The organism is Nonomuraea sp. bgisy101 (assembly GCF_057708945.1).
In genome coordinates this window covers 61,243-82,575 of sequence record NZ_JBYITD010000038.1, presented here as the reverse complement: position 1 = coordinate 82,575, position 21,333 = coordinate 61,243, and the positions used below count along the sequence as shown (strand labels likewise).

General features: G+C 69.6%; 13 protein-coding genes. 2 read left to right on the top strand and 11 right to left on the bottom strand.

Annotation, left to right across the window (positions count from 1 at the left end; all coding sequences use genetic code 11):
* Positions 1–2 precede the first annotated feature (2 nt).
* From sppA to AC3EO4_RS46010, 10 genes are all read right to left on the bottom strand, one after another.
* Positions 3–1,700: a signal peptide peptidase SppA gene (sppA, locus tag AC3EO4_RS46055; protein WP_379576188.1), complete on the bottom strand. Its 1,698-nt coding sequence runs from the start codon at positions 1,698–1,700 to the stop codon at positions 3–5.
* 294 nt (positions 1,701–1,994) lie between these two features.
* Entirely contained in the window at positions 1,995–3,704 is a 1,710-nt protein-coding gene (locus tag AC3EO4_RS46050) for a S8 family peptidase (protein WP_431902266.1), read from the bottom strand.
* Between the two features lie 144 nt (positions 3,705–3,848).
* Positions 3,849–5,744: a S8 family peptidase gene (locus AC3EO4_RS46045; RefSeq protein WP_431902263.1), complete on the bottom strand. Its 1,896-nt coding sequence runs from the start codon at positions 5,742–5,744 to the stop codon at positions 3,849–3,851.
* Positions 5,745–5,834: 90 nt separating this feature from the next.
* On the bottom strand, positions 5,835–8,000 hold the full coding sequence (glgB, locus tag AC3EO4_RS46040; RefSeq protein WP_379576185.1) for a 1,4-alpha-glucan branching protein GlgB: 2,166 nt from the start codon (positions 7,998–8,000) through the stop codon (positions 5,835–5,837).
* 57 nt (positions 8,001–8,057) lie between these two features.
* The gene (locus AC3EO4_RS46035; RefSeq protein ID WP_379576184.1) at positions 8,058–8,195 is read right to left on the bottom strand and encodes a hypothetical protein; all 138 of its coding nucleotides are present in this window, start codon (positions 8,193–8,195) and stop codon (positions 8,058–8,060) included.
* Between the two features lie 145 nt (positions 8,196–8,340).
* Entirely contained in the window at positions 8,341–9,492 is a 1,152-nt protein-coding gene (locus AC3EO4_RS46030) for a copper amine oxidase (RefSeq protein ID WP_379576183.1), read from the bottom strand.
* A 1-nt stretch (position 9,493) separates the two neighbouring features.
* Positions 9,494–10,144, bottom strand: a complete 651-nt coding sequence (locus AC3EO4_RS46025) for a hypothetical protein (protein WP_379576182.1) — start codon at positions 10,142–10,144, stop codon at positions 9,494–9,496.
* A gap of 84 nt (positions 10,145–10,228) precedes the next feature.
* Positions 10,229–11,551: a maltokinase N-terminal cap-like domain-containing protein gene (locus AC3EO4_RS46020; protein WP_431902259.1), complete on the bottom strand. Its 1,323-nt coding sequence runs from the start codon at positions 11,549–11,551 to the stop codon at positions 10,229–10,231.
* A 3-nt stretch (positions 11,552–11,554) separates the two neighbouring features.
* Positions 11,555–13,267, bottom strand: coding sequence for a maltose alpha-D-glucosyltransferase (gene treS / locus AC3EO4_RS46015; RefSeq protein ID WP_379576180.1), 1,713 nt, complete (start codon positions 13,265–13,267; stop codon positions 11,555–11,557).
* 22 nt (positions 13,268–13,289) lie between these two features.
* Positions 13,290–15,446 carry an alpha-1,4-glucan--maltose-1-phosphate maltosyltransferase gene (locus tag AC3EO4_RS46010; RefSeq protein ID WP_431902256.1) on the bottom strand — a complete coding sequence of 719 codons (2,157 nt, stop codon included), beginning with the start codon at positions 15,444–15,446 and terminating at the stop codon, positions 13,290–13,292.
* A 225-nt stretch (positions 15,447–15,671) separates the two neighbouring features.
* Here AC3EO4_RS46010 and glgP point away from each other — a divergent pair, with 225 nt between their 5' ends.
* Together glgP and AC3EO4_RS46000 are read left to right on the top strand one after the other, a co-directional pair.
* Positions 15,672–18,254 carry an alpha-glucan family phosphorylase gene (gene glgP / locus AC3EO4_RS46005; RefSeq protein ID WP_431902254.1) on the top strand — a complete coding sequence of 861 codons (2,583 nt, stop codon included), beginning with the start codon at positions 15,672–15,674 and terminating at the stop codon, positions 18,252–18,254.
* A 150-nt stretch (positions 18,255–18,404) separates the two neighbouring features.
* Entirely contained in the window at positions 18,405–19,280 is an 876-nt protein-coding gene (locus AC3EO4_RS46000) for a MurR/RpiR family transcriptional regulator (protein ID WP_431902252.1), read from the top strand.
* A gap of 94 nt (positions 19,281–19,374) precedes the next feature.
* On the opposite strand, the gene AC3EO4_RS45995 is transcribed toward AC3EO4_RS46000, so the two are convergent.
* Positions 19,375–21,285, bottom strand: coding sequence for an N-acetylmuramoyl-L-alanine amidase (locus AC3EO4_RS45995; protein WP_431902250.1), 1,911 nt, complete (start codon positions 21,283–21,285; stop codon positions 19,375–19,377).
* Positions 21,286–21,333: the final 48 nt, after the last annotated feature.

Genomic DNA, 21,333 nt, shown 5'->3' with positions numbered 1-21,333 from the left:
CGCTAACGGATGACGAACTCCCCCGGCAGCAGCAGCGGGCCGTACGCGGGAAGCCCCAGCTCGCCCGCGAGCCGGGCGAACGGACCCCACGCCTCCAGCCGCACCCTGGCCAGCGCCGCCGCCTTGTCCTCGCTGGACTCGGGACCGCGCAGCCGCTCCAGCGGGTGCAGGCGGGGGTAGGTTCGCACCGGCGCGTCCGACGCCAGGCCCGCGCGCTTGCGCGCCATCCCCAGCGCGTCCTCGAGCCCGCCGAGCTCGTCCACGAGGCCGTGCTCGCGCGCGTCGGCACCCGTCCACACCCGTCCGCGGGCCAGCTCGTGGGCCCGCTCCCTGGTCAGGTGGCGGCCCTCGGCCACCTTGCCCACGAAGTCGTCGTAGATGCGGTCGAGCCAGGCGTTGACCCTGTCCCACTCCTCTGGCGAGAACGGCCGGACGGTGGAGAACATCGCCGCCTTGGCACCCTCCTGGATCAGGTCGGTGGTCACGCCGACCTTCTGCAGGAGCCCGTTGAGGACCGCCTTGCCGCCGAACACGCCGATGGACCCGGTCAGCGTGCCGGGCTGGGCGACGATGACGTCGGCCGCCATCGAGACGAAGTAGCCGCCCGACGCCGCCACGTCCCCCATCGACACGATCACCGGTTTGACCTTGCGCGTGAGCACGATCTCCCGCCACACCGCGTCGGAGGCCACGTAGGAGCCGCCGGGGCTGTCGACCCTGAACACCACGGCCTTGACGTGGTCGTCCCTGCGCGCCGACCTGATCGCCGCGCTGACGGTGTCGGAGCCCATGGCGCCGCCACCGCCGAGCGGGCTGCGCCCGCTGCGGCCGAGCTTGATCATGCCGTGGCCGTGGACGAGCGCGACACTGTCGGCGGTCGGGTGCGGCAGCTTGCGCATGGCGAGCGCGCGGGCGTACTTGGCGACGTACTGCAGGTGCGCGTCGGCTCCCGCGGCCTGCTTGACCTCCTCGTACACCTCGTCGCGGTAGGCGAGCCTGTCCACGAGCCCCGCCTCGACCGCCTCGTTCCCGATGAACGGGCCCCTGTCGATCAGCTCCCGCACCTTGTCGGGGTCGAGCCTGCGCCCTTCGGCCACACCCGCGACGACCTGCTCGATGATCGACTCGGCGAGCCTGCCGTACGACTCCTTGTGGGCGTCGGTCATGTGGTCTTCGGTGAAGGTGTTGGCCGCGGTCTTGTACTCGTGCCGCTTGCCGACCTCGTAGCCGATGCCGAGCTTGTCCAGCGTGCCCTTGAGGAAGCGCTGCTCGAGCGCGATGCCGGTCAGCCCGACATCGCCGCTCGGCTGGAGGTAGACGCGTTCGAAGCCGCTGGCCAGGTAGTAGGGGATCGTGCCCTGTCCGAACTCGCCGAACGTCTCGCCGAAGGCGACGGTCAGCTTGCCCGACGAGCGGAAGTGGACGACGGCCTGGCGCAGTTCCTGAACCATCGCGAGGCCGAGCGGAGCACCGCCGATCTTGACGATGAGCGCCTTGACGCGGGAGTCGTCCCTGGCGCGCTTGAGGCCGGACAGCACGTCGGCCAGGCGCGGCTTGCGCATGGTGAGGATCGCGGCGAGCGGGTCCGTGGGTGGGCCCTCGTTCAGCCCCTCGGTGAGGTCCAGTTCGAGAACGAGCGGCGCGGTGCGCCGCTGCCTGAACCGGTCAACGCTGTCAACGATCACCTTGGTCGCGTCCATAAATGTCACACTAAGCGACGACCCTCCACCCGCGAGCGCCCCCATCCCACCCATCTCGGACAGCCGCCGCTCCCGCGGTCCGACGGTCAGGGTTCTGCGGGACGGGAGTGCGGCGGCCCGCGGTCCCGGACACCCGCTCCGCACCCACGGTGGCGCATGACCCGGCCTGCCGTACGGACACCGGCGTACGGGCGCGCCGCTGCCTGCCGTACGGATGTCGGCGCACGGGCGACGAACGACGACAGAACGGCCACGCCCGCGGGTGCGGGCGTGGCCGGGGTCGGGTGCGCTGGGTCAGGCAGCGGTGCAGGTCAGCGTGGCGGGCGGGTTGTTGGCCCCGCCGCGCGGCAGCTTCCCGTTGAACCCGAACCGGGTCGTCGCGTTCACGGCGAGCTTGCCGTTCCACCGCGTGTTGGTGACGGTGACGTCGGCCCCGCTCTGGGTGTACTTGCCCTCCCAGAGGGTCTGCACCTTCTGGCCGTCGGGGAAGGTCCAGCTCACCTTCCAGCTCTTGGTGGGCAGGCTGCCGGTGTTCTTGACGGTGACGTTCGCCTGGAACCCGCCGGGCCAGGTGGCGCGGTTGGCGTAGGTGGCGGTGCACTCGACGTGCGGCAGGGCCTTCCAGACGTCCAGACGCGGAGTGGTGACCTGCTTGCCTGCGCTGGTGTAGGTGATGGGCTTGCCTGCCGCCCTGAGCTTGGCGACGATCTCGTCGACCGATGCGGTGGGCAGCTTCTCCCTCATCAGGGCGAAGGCACCGGCGACGTGCGGGGCGGCCATCGAGGTACCGCCGAAGCCCGCGTACTTGTTGTCGGGCACGGAGGAGAAGATCGGCCAGCCGGGCGCGAAGAGGTCGAGCATCTCGCCGCGGTTGCTGAAGGAGGAGATGTCGTCGGTGTGGGTGCCGACCTGCGGGTACTCGACGTCGGTGGAGCCGACGGTCACGACGTTGGAGACGCAGGCGGGCCAGGAGACCGAGGCCTCGTGCCCCTCGTTGCCCGCGGCGACGACGGTGGCGACGCCCTGGGCGAGCAGCTCGTCGGCGCGGGCCTTGAAGTCGGCGCCGTCACCGGTGTCGCAGGCGGTGTCGTACTTGCCGCCGCCGAGGCTGAGGTTCACCGAGACGATGTTGTACTGCTTGGCGATCGTGTTGACGTAGGCCATCCCGGTGAGGATGGAGGAGTCGTAGGCCAGCACGCACGGGGTGTTCTCGGCGCCGCCGCAGTACTCGGTGTTGGCGAACCTGCTGAACACCTGCACGGGCACGATGGTGGCGCCCGGGGCGACGCCGTCGGAGGGCTCCCGCTGCGTGGGGTGCGACTTGCCCGCGACGATGCCGGCGACGTGGGAGCCGTGCGCGCAGATCCCGAAGGCCGCGTCGGCGGGCGGGACGTCCTTCATGCACGCGTCGGTGGTGGCGTTGGCGGCGCCCGCTCCGATCTGGAAGGGGGCGCCGCTCGGGCACAGGGAGGTGGCGGTGTCGGCGGCGTTCTCGGCGGAGAAGCACGCCTCGGCGGTGATGCGGCCGCCGAAGAACGGATGGTCGCCGTCGATGCCGGTGTCGAGGACGGCGACCGCCTTGCCCGCGCCGGTCACGCCGCCGGCGTGGGCCTTGTCGGCGCCGATGATGGCGGTGCTCCTGACCAGGTTCGGCGAGTTGAGGTGGTCCTCGCGGATGGCGACCACGTCCGCCTGGCCGGCGATCTTCTTGAACTCGTCGACGGTGCCTTCGTAGACGAAGAAGTCGAGCCGGCCGGCGAGCGCGTCGGGGGTCGGGGCGACGTTGTCGACGCGGGGAGTGACCGCCTCGGCGGTGGCGGCGAGCGACTTGGCCTGCGCGGGGCTCTGCACCTGGACGATCGCGCGGTGCGTCCCACTGATCCGGACCGCAGGGTCGATCTTCTTGATGGGGTCGTCCGCGGCGGCGTGCGCGGGGGCTTGGATGAGCCCGGCAGAAACGGCGGCGAGGGTGGCCGCAGCAGCCAGGAGAGACCGCAGTCTCACTGTGCCTCCGAGGGGGTGATCCAATTTGTGAGGCCTGAGTGTACAGATGTGACATTTGTTGTCAGAAGAGAGTAGATATGTCGTTTGAGTAACGTGGCAAGGCCGGCCCGCCGTACGGGACCGGCCTTGACGAATGACGTGCCGTTACTTGCCCAGGGAGGCGGCGGCCTTCTTCAGCGCGGCGCTCGACGTGGAGCCGAGCCTGACCTTCTCCGCCGCGTTGACCTTCTCCAGCGTCGAGGTGGCGCCGTGCGCCCAGTTGAGCCAAGCCGTCAGCAGCGCTCGGTCGAGAGCGGCACGGGCGCCCTTGGCCGGCTTCAGCACCCTGTAGGCCTTGCCGAGCGACGAGGCCTTGGTCAGCTCGGGGAAGACCTTGCTCGTCTTGTGGGCCAGCTTCAGGTAGCAGGTCAGGGTCTCGTCGGAGAGCTGCCCCGTCCCCCGGTAGAGCTCCACCGCCCACTGCTTGGCGGTCATCGCGGTGCCTGCCGTGCCACGGGTGCACACGGCGGCCGGCGCGGCCGAAGGCGTCACGGTGACGGTCACCGTGACCGTGATGGTCGGCAGCGGGATGGGCGTCGGATCGGGCGTGTCGGCGGGATCGTCGGAGTCGCCGGCCTGCGGGTCCTCGTCCGAGGGCGCGGGCGTGGGGCCGCTCGCCGAGGGAGCGGGAGCGGGAGCGGGAGCGGGGGCGCTCTGGCTGGCGGTGGGCTGCGGCGCGGCACCCGTCATGGCGGCGGCGAGATCCAGGCGCGGGGTGATCACCTCGGCGCCGTCGACCCGGTAGGAGAACGGCCTGCCGGTCGCCTTCAGCTTGTCGACCAGCGCGCCGATCGCCTGGTCGGGGAAGGCCGCCTTCAGCACGGCCAGCGCCCCCGCCACGTGCGGGGCGGCCATCGAGGTGCCGCTGTGGGTCGCCATGACGTCGTCGGGCACCGACGACTCGATGTCCACGCCCGGCGCGAACAGGTCGAGCAGCGGCCCGGTGTTGGAGAAGTCGGCGATCTCGTCGTTGTTGTTGCTCGCCCCCACGGCGACGGCGGAGGAGACGCACGCGGGGAACGACGTCCCCGTGAAGTACTCGTTGCCGGCGGCGACGACGGTCGCGACACCCTTGGACAGCAGGTCGTCGATCTTCGGCTTGAAGACCTGGCCCTCCTCGCTGCTGTCGCACGCGGTGTCGGACAGCTGCCCGCCGAGGCTGAGGTTCAGCGCCGCGACGGGCGTGGCGGGGGCGAGCGAGGCGACATGGTCCATGGCCAGGCGCAGCGACGACTCGAAGGCCATCAGGCAGGCCGCCGCGCCGCACACGTCCTCGTCGTTGACCCTGCTGAACACCTGGATCGCGACGATGCCGGCCCCGGGGGCGACGCCGCCGCCACCCGCCGCGATGCCCGCGACATGGGTGCCGTGCTCGCAGAGGTTCTCGCTCCCCAGCAGGCACTTGGCGTATTCGGCGTCGGCGGCGCCCGTGCCGATCATCTGGCTCTGGCCGTTGGGGCACAGCGACTCGACGCCGTCGTACTCGGTGGAGGAGAAGCACGCCTCGGCCACGATCCGGCCGCCGAAGAAGGGGTGGTCGCGGTCGATACCGGTGTCGAGGATCGCGACGGCCTGTCCCGCGCCCGTCGCGCCGGTGGCGTGGACCTTGTCCGCGCCGATCACGGGGAGGCTGGAGATGGCGGCCGGCGGGTAGGCACGGTCGCGGTGGATGGAGGCGACGCGCGGGTCCTCGGCCAGCGCGGCCAGTTCCTGCGCGGTGCCCTCGACGACGATGAACGGCTGGGCGGACGGCTGGAGCACCACCTGGGCGTCCTCGGCCGCGGCCTGCGCGGCGACGGGCGCGGTCTGCGCGGCGTCGGTGAGCTCGACGATGACCCTGGCCGTGCCCTCGGTGACGGCTAAGCCCTCTTCGAGCTTCTCCTCGGCGACCGTGGGGGACGGCGACGGCGCAGGGGTGGCGGGCGGTTCACCGGCGACGGCGGGTGCGGCGGGAAGTAAGGCCAGCAGGACCGAGCACACGATCAGGCGTCGAAATCGCACACGTCCTCCGAGGGGTGGTGATCTCGGAGTGTAGAGAGCTTTGTCCGCTTAGCCCAGAGGGTGCAGGGGTTTCTCAGAAAACGTTCATCGTCACGCGAGCTCCGAGCGGTCGGACGGCGTGTACTTCAGCCAGATCGCGCCCAGTGGCGGCACGCGCAGCGTCGTCGAGTACGGCTGGCCGTGGTGCGACTCCTCGAACGCCTCCACCGAACCGAGGTTGCCCACCCCGCTGCCCCAGTAGTCGAACGCGTCGGTGTTGACCAGCTCCTCCCACTGCCCGCCGTACGGCAGGCCGAGCCTGAACTCCTCGTGCGGACTGCCGCTGAAGTTGACCACGCAGGCCACCGCGGACCCGTCCCTCCCCAGCCGGAGGAAGGAGAAGACGTTGCCGGGCGCGTCGTCGGCGTCGATCCACCGGAAACCGTCGGGTGTGGTGTCCTGCTCCCAGAGGGCAGGGGTGTCCCTGTAGATCGTGTTGAGGTCACGGACCAGCTTCTGCACCCCGCGATGCCCGTCGAAGTCGAGGACCCACCAGTCGAGCCCGCGCTCCTCCGACCATTCCGAGCCCTGGCCGAACTCGCCGCCCATGAACAGCAGCTGCTTGCCCGGATGCGCCCACATGAACGCGAACAGCGCCCGCAGCTGCGCGAACCGCTGCCACTCGTCGCCCGGCATCTTGCCCAGCAGCGAGCCCTTCCCGTGGACGACCTCGTCGTGGGAGAGCGGGAGGACGAAGTTCTCGCTGTAGGCGTACATCAGCGAGAACGTCATCTGATGGTGGTGGTACTGCCGGAAGATCGGCTCGTGGCGCAGGTAGGCGAGGGTGTCGTGCATCCAGCCCATGTTCCACTTGAAGCCGAATCCGAGCCCGCCGAGGTGCACGGGGCGCGAGACGCCGGGCCACGCGGTCGACTCCTCGGCGATCGTCGTGATGCCGGGCGCCTCCCTGTAGCAGACGGTGTTCATCTCCTTCAGGAACTCCACGGCGTCGAGGTTCTCGCGCCCGCCGTAGATGTTGGGCGTCCACTCGCCGTCGCGCCTGGAGTAGTCGAGGTAGAGCATCGAGGCGACCGCGTCCACCCGCAGCCCGTCGATGTGGAACTCCTTCAGCCAGTAGAGCGCGTTGGCCACGAGGAAGTTGCGCACCTCGTTGCGGCCGAAGTCGAAGACGTAGGTGCCCCAGTCGGGGTGCTCGCCGCGGGCGGGGTCGGCGTGCTCGTAGAGCGGGGTGCCGTCGAAGCGGGCCAGCGCCCAGTCGTCCATCGGGAAGTGCGCGGGCACCCAGTCGAGCAGGACGCCGATGCCGCGCTGGTGCAGCGTGTCGACCAGGTGGCGGAACTCGTCAGGGGTGCCGAAGCGGGCGGTCGGCGCGTAGTAGGAGGTCACCTGGTAGCCCCACGAGCCGCCGAACGGGTGCTCGGCCACCGGCAGGAACTCCACGTGCGTGAAACCCATGTCCTGCACGTAGTCGGCCAGCTGCGTCGCCAGCTCGGTGTAGCCGAGTCCCGGCCGCCACGAGCCGAGGTGGACCTCGTAGGTGCTCATCGGCTGCTTCTGGGCGGCCTTGGTCTCGCGCTCGGTCATCCAGTCGGAGTCGCCCCACACGTAGTCGGACTGGTCGACGACCGACGCGGTCTGCGGCGGCACCTCGGTCCTGCGCGCCATCGGGTCGGCCTTGTCGCGCCAGAGCCCGTCGGCGCCGAGGATCTGGAACTTGTAGCGCTCGCCGGCGGCCACGCCTGGCACGAACAGCTCCCATACGCCGGATCTGCCGAGCGAGCGCATCGGGTGGGCCACGCCGTCCCAGTGGTTGAAGTCGCCGACGACCCTGATGCCGCGCGCGTTGGGCGCCCAGACGGCGAATGCGGTGCCGTCGACGTCCTCGTGGCGCATCGGCCGCGCGCCGAGCGCCTCCCACAGCCGCTCGTGCCTGCCCTCGCCGACCAGGTGCAGGTCGACCTCGCCCAGGGTGGGCCAGTGCCGGTAGGGGTCGCGCATCTCGTACGGCTCGCCGCCGCTGTAGCGCACTCGCAGCCGGTAGTCGGGGATCTTGTCCAGCCCGGTCACCGTCGTCTCGAACACGCCGTGAGCGACATGCTTCATGGGCCGTGCCTCGTCGTCGAAGACCACCTCGACCTGTTCGGCCAGCGGACGCAGCGTCCTGAACGTGACCCCGTCCTGGCCCAGGTGCGCTCCGAGAATCGAATGCGGGTCGTGGTGCGCCCCGCCCGCGAGACGGTCGAGCTCTGTCCTCATCGGCATGCCCCTTACCCTGCCCTACAGCGACCTTCCAACCCATGCCCTTGCCCGCCATCACCATGCGAAATCTGGAGTCGGGCATTTCAGAAAAATCGGATTAACCGCGGTGATCATCGCTTGAAACGTGCGCGGCTCGACGGGCGCCGCGCGCCGCACCTCCGTGCGGACGTCAATGATCGCCGTCGTGGCCATGCTAACCACCGCTTCCCCGATCGGACCGCCGCCACACCCATGACCCCTCAGAAGTTCCGAACTCCCGCGGCGACCCGGAGGACATCATGCCGACGCCCGCGCACCGGCTGGGCTCCGGGTACGCGGGCGTGTCGTACGGGCAGTGTCAGTAGGGGTTGGCGGCGGTGACGTCGCGCGGGGTGATGCGGAAGCCCTGCCAGTGGATGGGCATCGGGTCCGCGTCCTCGTCCCTGGCGACGTGGTGGAAGCCCACGTTCACCCACAGCACCGGATCGGTCACCCGCTCCCCGTTGGCGTACCGGTCGACCGACTTGCCGCACCGCGGCGACACGTTCTCGGTCGCCAGCCGCTCGCAGGCGCGGTACTGCGTGACGTACAGGTCCGCGTGCGTGAACGCCTCGTCGCCGGGCCCGCGATACTCCGCGCTGTCGGAGTTGTTGATCTCCCAGGACACCGGATGCCTGTCGGCGTTGCGCACCCGCGGATCCACCACCCGCCACCAGCGCGCCCTCCTGTTGAGCGCCTTGGTCTCGCGGCCGAGCACGGTGCGCACCATCGACCGCTTGCCGGTGCGCTCGCCCGCGAAGTCGTACTGCTCGACGACGTCGCGCGCCTTGCCCTCGATGTCGAAGTCCATCCGCCAGAAGACGTTGTGGCTGTGGGACTCCTCGAAGTGCTTGCGCCCCACCCCGAGCGGCCAGCCGTGCTTCGGCGCGGTCGTCGTGCCCGCCAGCGAACCCGTCGCGCCCACGCGCGGCGTGATCGAGCCGTCGTCGCCGAAGACCCACTCGGAGACGTAGGTGTACCAGCCGACCTGGTAGGCGGCCAGCACCACCAGCTCCTGGCCCTGCGCCGACTCGCGCTGCGTCTCGTCGCCCCAGCCGTCCTTGAGGTAGGCGTGGCCGCGCGGGCGGGTCGTCACGCACACCTTGCTCTTGACGAGCTGGCCGCCGGGGCAGTCGGCCGCCGTGAGCGTCATCGCGGCCGAGCCGAGCGAGCCGATGTCGTGGTAGCGCGGCTCCCCGCTGTCGTACGGCACGTGGATCTGGGCCAGCGCTCCGCTGCGCAGCACGCTGATGGACCTGTTGCCCTTGGGCGTGTAGACGACCTTGGTGACGGTCAGGCCCTCGATCGTGCGCATCTCCCAGCACAGCCGCCAGCGCGCGCCGTTCGGCAGCGTCTTGTCGACCAGGTACGGCGAGCCGCACGGCTGGGCGGCGGGGTCCGCGAGGGAGGCGGGCCCGAGGGCCGCGAGCGGCGCGACGAGCAGGCCGGCGAGCATGAGACGGAGGATCAACTCACCACTCCAGGGTGTGGACCTTCTTGGCGGACAGATCGATGACGATGCGGCTGGTGTCCAGGAACGTGCCGTTGGGCAGCCGCACGAACAGCCGCAGGCACCGGTGCGTCGCGCACGCCCCCCGCTCGGGCGAGTAGATCAGCCCCCGCAGCGCCAGGTCGGAGGGCGAGGCGAGCTCCCTGCCCGCCGCCTTCCTGAACGACTGGCGCACCCCACTGCCCAGCCTCGGGTGGGCGAGGAGCAGCTCGGCGGCGCGCAGTTCCTCCCGTTTGGACGGCGGGGGCTGCACCCCCTTGCCCTTGGTCTCCTCGACCACCTTGCTCGCGCCGAGGTCGACGGTCCTGACGATCACGGTGTCGTCGGCGTAGTCGTAGAGGTAGGCCTCCGCCCGCCGCGCCTGCTCGGCGTCCTTGTCATCGTCGCGCTCGACGTAGAGCAGCTCGGTCTGCCCCGCCTTCTGGTGCGTGGTCGCCGTGGCGATCTCCCCTGCGCGGGCGATCTCCTCAGGCGTGAGCGGGTCCCCCGGCGCGGGGGACTCCTGGACGGCCTGCGCCGCCTCCGGCCCCTTTCCCCCCGTGGCCAGCAGGAGCGATCCGCTCAGGAGGGCCGTGCCGAGCCCCGCGGCCGCGAACACAAGACCTCGCCGCATGCCGCCCCCTTACTCTTCGCTTATGTATGCATGCGAAGAGTAGTGCGCTCGATGCGCTCCGGAGGGGAAAACGCCTGAGTTGCCTCAGCGGAAGGCGGCGAGCGGGATCGGCAGCCAGGAAGGGCGGTTGCGGGCCTCGTAGACGACCTCGTAGACCGCCTTGTCGTACTCCAGGGCCCGCAGCAGCGCCGCGTCCCCGTCGTCGACGTCGGCGTACCCCTCCAGGAACGCCGACCTGTTGCGGGCGGCCCACTCGCCGGCCTTGGCGCGCAGCGCTGCGGCGTCGGGATGGTCGGCGAGCAGGTGCCCGGCGGCGTAGTCGAACGAGCGGAGCATCCCGGCCACGTCACGCAGCGGGGAGGCCAGCGCCCTGCGCTCGTCGAGGGGCTGGCCCGGCTCGCCCTCGAAGTCGAGGATGAACCACCCGGCGGGCGTGCGCATGACCTGGCCCAGGTGGTAGTCGCCGTGGACGCGCTGCACGCGCACCTCGGCCGTCAGTTCCTCCACCTCGTGGAAGGCCCGCTCGACGATCTCGGCGTGCTCGGCCAGCTCGGGCACTTCGGCGATCGCCCACGCCAGGCGGCGGCGGAAGCCTTCGACCATCCGCTTGACGTCGTGCGGTTCGACGACGTCGGTGGGGAAGGCGGCGGCGAGCTGCCGGTGGATCTCGGCGGTCGCGGCGCCGAGGCGGAAGGACTCGGCGGCGAAGTCCCCGCCCGCGTCGGCCGCGCAGATGTCGTCGAGCTGCCCGTAGAAGTCGCGGACGCTGGCCAGCGCAAGGTCCCAGCCGTCGTTGCTGGTGGACAGGTACTCCTGGGTGAAGGCCAGCGTGGTCGGATTGCCGTCGAGGTCGGTCTCGATCCACCCGTACGGCCTGGCGATGTGCGGCGCGCCGCGCTCGGCCAGCGCGGTGACCACCTCGAGCTCGGGGTTGATCCCTGGGATGAGGCGGCGGAAGAGCTTGCAGATGTAGGCGTCGCCGTACACGAGCGAGGTGTTGGACTGCTCGGCGCCGAGGACCAGGCTGCGCTGCGTGGTGTCGATCTCGACCCCGCGCGCGTGGCGGAACCTGACGGGCCCGTGGTCCTGTCCCTGGGCCATGCCTTCGAGCAGCAGGCAGGTCAGCGTGGAGTCGTGCGCGGCGTCGTAGACGTGGACGCCGTCGTGCGTGATGCCGATCAGGACGTGCTTGAGGCGGTCGGGCAACTCGGCGCGCAGGCCGAGCAGGAGCTGGTAGCGGTCCAGCGCGTCGGCCTGCCGTACGGACAGGACCAGGTGCCACAGCTCCGCCTCCTGGAGGGCGCCGAGGCTGGTCCGCGAGTCGATGCGGAGGTCGTCCAGAGGGCGCCCCTTGCCCGCGAACCAGCGTTGATGGGTGATCCAGCGGGCAAGGAGGTCCTCAAGCACGACTTACTCCTCCTGGGGTACGGCGGGCGGAAGGGTGAACCAGTAGAACCCATGCCCAGGGAGCGTCAAAAGATACGGAAGTTCGCCAATCGGTGGAAAAGGAACTCCGCCCATCGTCTCTACGGGCGAGACGCCGACGAACCTACGCAGGTCCAGCTCTACGGGCTGCGGGAACCGCGAGAGATTGTTCACGCACAGAATGCGATCATCGCCCAGCTCGCGCACGAATGCCAGCACGCTGGGGTTGGATGAGTTGAGTTCGATGAATTCGCCCAGGCCGAAGACCGGGTGCCGCTTTCGGATGTCGATCATCCGTTTGGTCCAGTGGAGCAGCGAGCCGGCGTTCTTCTGCTGCGCCTCGACGTTGATCGCCTGGTAGCCGTAGATCGGGTCCATGATGACCGGCAGGTAGAGCCGGCCGGGGTCGCAGTCGGAGAAGCCCGCGTTGCGGTCGGGGGTCCACTGCATGGGGGTGCGGACGCCGTCGCGGTCGCCGAGCCAGATGTTGTCGCCCATGCCGATCTCGTCGCCGTAGTAGAGCACGGGCGAGCCGGGCAGCGACAGCAGCAGCGCGGTGAACAGCTCGATCTGGTTGCGGTCGTTCTCCAGCAGCGGGGCCAGGCGGCGGCGGATGCCGACGTTGGCCCGCATGCGCGGGTCCTTGGCGTACTCGGAGTACATGTAGTCGCGCTCTTCGTCGGTGACCATCTCAAGCGTCAGCTCGTCGTGGTTGCGCAGGAAGATGCCCCACTGGCAGTTCTCGGGGATCTTGGGCGTCTGGGCCATGATCTCGGAGATCGGGTAGCGGGACTCCCTGCGCACGGCCATGAAGATGCGCGGCATGAGCGGGAAGTGGAAGGCCATGTGGCACTCGTCGCCGCCGTTGACCGGGTCGCCGAAGTACTCGACCACGTCGGACGGCCACTGGTTGGCCTCGGCGAGCAGCACGCGGTCGGGGTAGAGCCTGTCGACCTCCGCCCTGACCCGCTTGAGGTAGGCGTGCGTCCTGGGCAGGTTCTCGCAGTTGGTGCTGTCATCCTCGAACAGGTAGGGGATGGCGTCCATGCGGAACCCGTCGATGCCCAGGTCGAGCCAGAACCTCAGCACCTCCAGCATGGCCTCCTGAACCGCGGGGTTCTCGTAGTTGAGGTCGGGCTGGTGGTGGAAGAAGCGGTGCCAGTAGTACTGCCCGCGGACCGGGTCGTAGGTCCAGTTGGAGGTCTCGGTGTCGATGAAGATGATCCGGGCGTCCCTGTACTTCTCGTCGCTGTCGGACCAGACGTAGAAGTCGCCGAACGGGCCCTCGGGATCGTGCCGTGACGCCTGGAACCAGGGGTGAGCGTCGCTGGTGTGGTTCATCACCAGGTCCGCGATCACCCGCATGCCGCGCTTGTGCGCCTCGTCGACCAGCTTGACGAAGTCGCCGAGATCGCCGAAGTCCGGCAGGATCTTCATGAAGTCGGCGATGTCGTAGCCGCCGTCACGCAGCGGTGACTCGTACAGCGGCAGCAGCCAGAGACAGTCGACGCCCAGCCACTGCAGGTAGTCGAGCCTGCTGGTGAGCCCCTTGATGTCGCCTGTGCCGTCGCCGTTGGAGTCGGCGAAGCCCCTGATGAGCACCTCGTAGAAGACGGCCCGCTTGTACCACTGGGGATCGCGGGGCTTGTCCTCGTCGAAGGTGTTCGGGATGGCAGCGGAGTTCACGGTGTCGGACAAAGTTGGACTCCCCGATCGCTGATTACCGATGAGCCGCTCGCACGGTGAAGACGTGCGCCGGATTGATGTGAGGGTCGAGGCGTACGTAGTTGTTCTGCCGCCACCGGTACGACTCGCCTGACATCTCGTCGTCCACGACGAACTCGGCGTTCCAGTCGAGACCGAGGGCCGGCAGGTCGAGATCGACTGTCGCCTCATGAGTATTGTGCGGGTCCAGGTTCACGACCGCCAGGACCACGTCGCCGAGTCCGTGCCGTCGTGTGGCCGTGTCGTAGGCGCCGGGAAGCCGCTTGGAGAAGCAGACCAGGTCTGGGTGGTCGACCCTGTGGAACGTCAGATTACGCAATTCCTGAAGTGCCGGGTGCGCTCTTCGGAACAAATTCAGATGCGTGATGAACGGGGCAAGTGTACGGCCCTCACGCTCCGCATCCGCCCAATCGCGCGGTCTGTACTGATATTTCTCGCTGTCGAGATATTCCTCGCTACCCGGACGTACTGGGAGGTTCTCGGAGAGTTCATACCCAGAGTAGACGCCCCACGTGGGGGACACGAGCGCGGCCAGCACAGCCCGGATCTTGAAAGCGGGCACGCCGCCGTGCTGCAGGTACTCGTGCAGGATGTCGGGCGTGTTGACGAAGAGGTTCGGCCTCAGGAAGTGCGACGTTTCATGCGACAGTTCCGAAAAATACGTCTCCACGTCATATTTTGAGTTCTTCCAAGTGAAGTACGTGTATGACTGGTGGAATCCGATTTTGGCGAGCGTCTGCAGCATCGCCGGACGCGTGAACGCCTCCGCCAGGAAGATCACATCGGGATCGGTCGTCCTGATGTCGGCCAGGAGCCGCTCCCAGAAACCCACGGGCTTGGTGTGCGGGTTGTCGACCCTGAAGATCCGCACCCCGTGGTCCATCCAGTGCCTGACCACCCGCTTGACCTCGGCGTAGATCCCCTCGGGGTCCTTGTCGAAGTTGAGCGGGTAGATGTCCTGGTACTTCTTGGGCGGGTTCTCCGCGTAGGCGATCGTCCCGTCCGCGCGGATCGTGAACCACTCGGGATGCTCCTTGACCCACGGGTGATCGGGCGAGCACTGCAGCGCGAAGTCGAGCGCCACCTCCATGCCCAGCTCGCGGGTCCTGCCGACGAAGTCGTCGAAGTCGTCGATCGTGCCCAGGTCGGGATGGACGGCGTCGTGCCCGCCGTCCTCCGACCCGATCGCCCACGGTGAGCCGGGGTCGTCGGGGCTCGGGGTGAGCGTGTTGTTGCGCCCCTTGCGGAACGTCGTGCCGATCGGATGGATCGGCGGCAGGTAGACCACGTCGAAGCCCATGCGGGCGATGGCGGGCAGCCTCTTGGCGGCGGTCTGGAAGTTCCCCGACTTGGAGACGCCGCCCTCCTGGAGGATCGCCCCCTCCGACCTGGGGAAGAACTCGTACCACGAGCCGAACAGCGCCCTGCGCCGCTCCACCCTGACCTTGTGCTGCTTGCTCCTGGTCAGCAGGTCGCGCAGCGGATGGGCCTCCAGCAGCGCGGCGGTCTCGGGCAGCTGGGCGATCGACAGGCGCGCCCTCGGGTCGAGCGCCTCGTCACGCAGCGTCGCCGCCACGGAAAGCAGCGCCGCCCTGTGCCCGCAGACCTCGGCGGGCTTCAGCTCCGCGCCCTCCTTGAGCGCGGCGGCCTTCACCGTGCCCGTCTTCAGCGCGGTGGTCCTGACGGCGCCCGTCTTGAGCGTGCCGTTGCCGTTGCGCGCGGTCCCGTTGCCCGCGTGCGGGGCGGGGCAGTCCGACGGCCGTACGGCACGGGCGGCGCGCTCGAACAGCCGCGCCCCCTCCTCGCACATGAGGTCGACGTCCATGCCGCGGGGAATCTTGATCTCCGCGTCGTGCAGCCACGTGCCGATCGGGTCGCTCCACGCCTCGATCCTGAAAAGCCAGTCGCCCTCGTCGGGCAGCGACACGCGCACGCTCCACCTGTCGGTGCCCTTGGCGATCTCTCGCATATGTTTCAGGTGGCCACGCTTCCCTTCGGGAGACGTGATCACCACCCCCGCGCCCACCGCGTCGTGTCCTTCGCGGAACACGGTCGCGGCGATGTCAAAGGTCTCGCCAGCGACCGCCTTAGCGGGCCACTGCCCGCAGTCGACAACTGGGAAGATGTCCGTGATGGGAATTCGACCGATCATCGCGTCCTGTTCTCATGGTCGAGTGGCCGACTGTCGCTGTGACGATCCTCGCATCTTCACGCGTGAAGCCGAGGACGCCATCCCGGGACGGTGCTTCGGGCTCAAAGTGGGGAGTGCCCCAATAGTCCCCATTAATGCCTCTTCATGGAAGGGTTGTGAGAGGGAAGTGATCGATCTACGTGACTACGCCTTGTCCACCACCGCTCACCACCTAGGGTCGGAATCGTGAGAGCTATCCGCAGGTTCACCGTCCGCACCGTTCTCCCTACGGAGTTGGCCGCCCTCGGCGAGCTCGTGCACAACCTCAGATGGTCGTGGCATCCAGAGACCACGGACCTGTTCTCCGAGGTCGATCCGGCCGTCTGGGAACGTGTTGGGCACGACCCCGTCGCGCTGCTCGGCGCCGTCGACCCCGCCAGGTTGCGCCAGCTTGCCGGCGACCGCCGTTTCCTTCGCCGCCTCGCCGACGCCGCCGACGACCTGCGCGAGTACATGACCGCGCCGCGCTGGTACCAGACGCTGAACGAGGCCGCCGACGCGATCGCCTACTTCTCGCCGGAGTACGGCATCGCCGCGGCCCTCCCGCAGTACTCGGGCGGCCTCGGCATCCTGGCGGGAGACCATCTGAAGGCGGCCAGCGACCTGGGCGTGCCGATCCTGGCGGTGGGGCTGCTCTACCGCCACGGCTACTTCACCCAGTCGCTGTCGCCCGAAGGCTGGCAGCTGGAGCACTATCCCAGCCTCGACCCCGGCGGCCTGCCCCTCAGTCTGCTGAAGGACGAGGAGGGCACCGCCGTCCACATCAGGATCGGCCTGCCGGACCACCGGGCCCTGCACGCGCAGGTGTGGGTGGCGCAGGTCGGCAGGGTGCCGCTGCTGCTGCTCGACTCCGACGTGGCCGACAACGACGCCGCCGCACGCGACGTCACCGACCGCCTGTACGGTGGCGGCACCGACCACAGGCTCATGCAGGAGCTGCTGCTCGGCGTGGGCGGCGTCAGGGCGATCCGCGCCTACTGCCAGATCACCGGACACCCCGAGCCCGAGGTCTTCCACACCAACGAGGGCCACGCGGGCTTCCTCGGACTGGAGCGCATCCGCGAGCTGACCGAGTCCCGCCTGACCTTCGACGAGGCGCTGGAAGCCGTCCGCGCCGGCACGGTGTTCACCACCCACACTCCCGTCCCCGCCGGCATCGACCGCTTCCCCTCCGACATGATCGAGAGGCAGTTCGGCGGCGACAACGCATGGCCGACCGTGCCCGTCGAGCGCATCCTCGCGCTGGGCGCCGAGCAGGAGCCCGGCCGCTTCAACATGGCGATCATGGGTATGCGCCTGGCCCAGCGCGTCAACGGCGTCTCCGAGCTGCACGGCGAGGTCAGCCGGGAGATGTTCAAGGAACTCTGGCCGGGATTCGACCTGCACGAGGTGCCGATCGGGTCGATCACCAACGGCGTCCACGCGCCGACGTGGGTCGGCCGCGAGATCATGGAGCTGGCCGGCCGGGAGCTGCCGTCCCTGATCGACAAGGCGCAGGGCTGGGAGGGCGTCCAGAAGATCTCCGACTCCGACATCTGGTCGATCCGCGGGCTCCTGCGCGAGCGGCTGGTCGAGGCGGCGAGGGTGCGGCTGCGCCGTTCGTGGCGCGATCGCGGCGCCTCGGACGCCGAGCTGACCTGGGTCGACGACGCACTCGACCCCGACGTGCTGACCATCGGGTTCGCCCGCCGCGTGCCCTCCTACAAGCGGCTCACGCTCATGCTGCGCGACCCGGTCCGGCTGCGCGAGCTCCTGCTCGACCCCGACAAGCCCGTGCAGATCCTCATCGCGGGCAAGGCCCACCCGGCCGACGAGGGCGGCAAGAAGCTCATCCAGCAGATCGTCAGGTTCGCCGATGAGGAGGACGTGCGGCACCGCATCGTCTTCCTGCCCGACTACGACATGGCCCTCGGCCAGCTGCTCGTCCAGGGCTGCGACGTCTGGCTGAACAACCCGCTGCGTCCGCTGGAGGCCTCGGGCACCTCGGGCATGAAGTCGGCGCTGAACGGCGGGCTCAACCTGTCGATCCGCGACGGCTGGTGGGACGAGTGGTACGACGGCACCAACGGCTGGGCCATCCCCACCGCCGACGGCGTCGCCGACCCCGACAGGCGCGACGAGCTCGAGGCGGCCGCGCTCTACGACCTCATCGAGCACGAGGTCTCCGACCGCTTCTACGACAGGGCGCCCGACGGCCTGCCCCGCAGGTGGCTGGAGATGGTGCGCCACACGCTCACCTCGCTCGGGCCCAAGGTGCTGGCGGGGCGGATGCTGCGTGACTACGTCGTCGACCTCTACACGCCGGCCGCCGCCTCCGCCCGCGCGCTGTCGGGCGACTCCTTCGCGCCCGCCAAGGCGTTCGCGGCCTGGCGGCTGCGCGTCGCCAAGGCGTGGCCGGGGGTCAGGGTGGAGCACGTGGAGTCCTCGGGCGTCGGCGACACACCCGAGGTCGGCGCGGCCCTCGACCTGCGGGCGACGATCGCGCTCGGCGAGCTCGAGCCGTCCGACCTGCTGGTCCAGGCGGCGTACGGCAAGGTGGGGCCGCACGACGAGCTGCTGAACCCGAGCTACCTCACTATGACGCTGGAGGGGGCGAACGACGACGGCAAGGCCCACTACGCGGGGAAGGTGCCGCTCGACAGCACGGGAGCGTTCGGGTACACGGTCAGGGCCGTCCCCTGCCAGCCGCTGATGGCCGCGCCTGCGGAGCTGGGCCTCATCGCCCTGCCCGAGGAGCCGGTCGGCATGACCAACGGCACGCTCCGCTGACGACCGCGGGGCCCGGGGACGAGCCCGGGCCCCGCGATGGGGCCGCCGACGGCCTTCCGGAACACGTCGCAGGTAAGTCCTGGTTTGACGGTTTGTGGGAAGGGCGCCCGACAGCGATCGTTGCATCCCTCCAGGCCCCATAATCGGTATGTGGAAGACACCCGGAACGGTCTCAGGGCCGACACACTCGTGGCCACCGTCCGCGGCGTCCTTCCGTCGCTGACCCCGGCCGCCCAGACCGTGGCCAGGCTGATCCTCGAGGATCCCGCCACCGTCGCGCGCAGCACCATCACCGAGCTCTCGGCCGCCTCGGGCACCAGCGAGGCGACGATCGTCCGCACCGCGCGGCTGCTGGGGTTCGCCGGATATCCGCAGCTCAGGCTCGCCCTCGCGGCCGCCGCCGCGCAGCCGGACCGCCTGGTCCCCGGCGACCTCGCCCCCGACGACCCGCTGTCGGAGGTCATCCTCAAGGTGTCCCGCGCGGAGTCCGAGGCGATCAACGACACCGTCGCCCAGCTCACCTCCGAACGGCTCGGCCTGGTCGTCGAGGCCATCGCGGGTGCCCGCAGGATCGACTCGTACGGCGTGGGCGCGTCCGGCCTGGTCGCCCAGGACATGGCGCAGAAGCTCATGCGCATCGGCCTGTCCAGCCACGCCTTCCAGGACGCCCACCTCGCCCTGACCAGCGCGGTCCTGCTCAAGCACGGCGACGTCGCGATCGGGATCAGCACCTCGGGGGAGACGCCCGACGTGCTGGAGCCGCTGCGGACGGCGGGTGAGGCGGGGGCCACGACCGTCGCCATCACCAACAACCCGCGCTCGACGCTGGCCGGGCTGGCCGAGCACGTGCTGATCTCGGCGGGACGGGAGACGGAGTTCCGCCCTGGCGCGCTGGCCAGCAGGATCAGCCAGCTGCTCGTCGTGGACTGCGTGTTCGTTGGGGTGGCGCAGCGCACGTTCGACACCTCCCAGGAGGCGTTGCAGAGCACCAGGCGCGCGGTCTCGGGCTTCACCCGCAAGCGCTGACGCTCCGGGAAGGCGCGCGGGAAGCTCAGGAAAGGCGCGCGGGAAGACGAACGGGACCCCGCCCGAGCGGGCGAGGTCCCGAACGACCGCCGGATTACTGGAACGAGATCTGGACGTCGTCGGCCTTGACGAACATCACCCGGTGCCCGAACTGGATCTCCAGGTACCGCGTCGTGCCCTTCACCACCGTGTGCGGGGCCGGGTCGTAGGTGACCGCCCGGTAGTACTCGGTGGCCGCCGGACCGCCCAGCGTGTACTTCTGTCCCGCCGAGAACGTGTACTGCAGCGGCGTCACCGCCTGGTACGGGATGCCCGCGGGGTAGGCCTCCCGCTCCGGGTAGGCCCTGCCGTACACGGGGATGGTCGCCAGCCCCGGGCGGGGTGTCACGACGAGGCCCATGGACGGCACCGCGGTCGGGTGGTCGGCGGGGTTGTGGAACCACGCCTTCTGCCCGAGGTACCAGATCGCGGTCCAGTCGCCCTGCCGGTCGGCCACGGCGTACCGCTGGCCGGTGGTGGCGCGGGCGCTGTGGTCGTAGACGCTGTAGAGCGAGTCACCCGTGGGATGCTTGCCGATGTCCTTGACCAGCGGCGCGTCGGCGCGAGGCTCGGTGCGCAGCCACACCGTGGAGGCGGGCAGCGGCGGGCACGCCGCCTCGGGCTTCTTGCGGTCGCAGCCGTAGAAGTACGGCTTGTTGGTGGCGAAGTCCGGCTTGATCATGACGGAGCCGGACCTGGGACCGCCGAACTGGTGCAGCGGGGCGCCCATCAGCTCGAAGTAGTGCGCCCAGTCCCAGAACGGTCCCGGGTCCTCGTGCATGCCCCTGACCGTGGTCGGCAGCGTGCCGGGCACATTGTCGTGGCCGAGGATGTGCGCGCGGTCGAGCGGCACGCCGTGGCGCATGGCCAGGTAGCGCACGAGCTTGGCGGACGTGCGGTACATCGCCTCGGTGTACCAGGTGCTGCCCTCGGCGAGGAAGCCCTCGTGTTCGATGCCGATGGACTTGGCGTTGACGTACCAGTTGCCCGCCTGCCAGCCGACGTCCTTGGTCTTGATCTGCTGCGCGATGTGACCGTCGCTCGACCTGACCGAGTAGTGCCAGCTGCCGGGCCACGTCGGGTCCTGGTTCAGCTTGACGGACGGAGCCCAGTAGCCCTCCATGTCGTGGATGATGATGTAGTCGACCTTCTGGCTCTGCGGCCGGTCGGCCAGGTCGTAGTGACCGTAGTCGTCGTCCGGCAGCTCGGCGTACCCCGCGGGGATCCATTCGCAGGAGATCGAGCGCGGGCACTCCACGCCGTCACGGCGGGGGAGCGAGAGCCCGAGCTTCTCCAGCCACTCCACGATCTTGCCGACCCCCTGGACCGGCTTGAGCGTGACCTGCTGTCCGTCGTCCGTCGTGCGCGTCGCCCCCTCGGCGATGACCGAGTAGACCTCGTCGGCGAAGAACTGGGCGGCCTCCTTCTCGGTGGCGCCCGAGTAGCGGGCCACCGCGCCGTACCACTGCGCGGGGTCGGCGCTGAGCGGCGCCCCGAGCTGCTTCTGGTAGTCGGCCAGCAGCGCCGCGCCGCCGCGGATGTTGGCCGCGGGGTCGCTCCTGAGCGTCTCGTGCGACTCTCCGGTGAGCGCCGCCGCCTTCTCCATGGTCCTGAGCGAGGCGGGCACGTCCAGCGGGACGGTCGGCGCGTCGGTGGGCAGGGCCAGCGGGCGGGTGTCGTCGCCGCGCGGGTCCTCCTCGCCCTCACCGTGGTGGTTGGCCCCGGTGAAGGCCGCCGCGTCCGTCAGGTGCATCGGGCCGAACCCCGCGTCGTTGCTGGGCTGTCCCGCGTGGGCGTCCCACCGCGACTGCAGGTAGGACACGCCGAGCAGCACGCTCTCCGGCACCTGGTAGGTCTCGGCGGCGGTCGCGAACGCCTTCTGCCGGTCCTCCGGCGCCTCGGCCTGCGCGACCCCTGCGGGGATCAGTAGCGGTAAAAAGCACGCGACCGCCAACGCTTTGCGCATCGAAGACTCCTTGACTGGGGGGTCGTACGGGAGTCAGCGTCTCAACAT